General features: G+C 43.7%; 2 protein-coding genes. Both read right to left on the reverse strand.

Translation table 11 applies throughout. The annotated features are described in order from the left end of the window. Nucleotides 1–322: DUF3365 domain-containing protein (locus GY843_RS00895; protein WP_297305835.1), on the reverse strand; the 322-nt coding region annotated here is incomplete at its 3' end. Between the two features lie 136 nt (nt 323–458). Continuing rightward, nucleotides 459–1,082, reverse strand: a 624-nt coding sequence (locus GY843_RS00900; RefSeq protein WP_297305836.1) for an enoyl-CoA hydratase-related protein, incomplete at its 5' end; no start/stop codon positions are given.

Here is a 1,082-nt window from a genome sequence, read left to right on the forward strand (position 1 = left end):
CAAATTGCTCAAGCACCTGTTTCTCCCAAGAGTCAGGAGTATTTTCCGGGTTGCGTAGCTTATGACTGGTACGTGAGATTTCCCAACCACTCGTTTCATTAACCGATTGTGTTAATGGAAGGGCTTTAGTATTACAAACCGTTATAGCAGCCGCCGCTCCTCCCGTTTCTTTAGCTTTCTTTAATTCTCCACCTAAGGTGCTTACTAACTGCTTGATAACACCTTTCGCTTCAGCCTGTAACTCAGGAATATTGACCGAAAACTCTTCTGCCTGTGCTGAAACCGCCAACATCATACCTGCTGCTAAAAATAACTTTCTCATCTTGGCTCCCCTTATGCAGCCATTTACACAATGGAGCCAATTATAACAATTAAGCTAATTTAGTAAATACTAATATTTATATTCAAATATGAAAAAACCGACCACCAGGGCCGGTAAACAAAGGTTGAAGGTATTCTTAGCTTTTCTGTAAGAAGGCCATAAACGCGGCCCTAGCTTCCTCTGAAAACATACTTTCGTAAAACCGGGAACCCTCTTCATCTATTACCCGGTGTAGCTGTTCCAGGTAATCTTTCTTCAATAATCGCTTGGATTGTTTAACTGAATTCTGCGGTAAAGAAGCAATGGAAGCAGCTTTCTTCCTGGCTGCATTTACCAGCTCATTTTTGGAAACAACGGTATTAACAAAGCCATAATTATTCGCTTGGTCGGCATTGAACGGAGCGCCATCAATGAGTAGTTCAAAAGCTCGACGATGACCCAACATATTCGGCACGAGAAGAGTCGAACCCGCTTCCGGAATTAACCCCAGGCGTACAAAAGGCATCTGGCATTTCAGATCATCTGCTGCAATTACCATATCGCAGTGGAGCATCATTGTTGTACCAATACCTACTGCATCTCCATGCACCGCCGCCAACACGGGCTTTTCAAAACCTGCAAGTTCATGCAGGAAACCAATAACATACTGCAGACCATCACTATCACCGATTGAGGAAACGAAATCCTGAATATCATTTCCGGCGCAGAAGCTATCGCCTTCACCATAAAAGAGAACCGCTTTCACTTGCTCATCTGCCTG

Origin of the sequence: Neptuniibacter sp., from assembly GCF_024231755.1 — a bacterium.
In the GTDB taxonomy this organism is placed as follows: Bacteria; Pseudomonadota; Gammaproteobacteria; order Pseudomonadales; family Balneatricaceae; genus Neptuniibacter.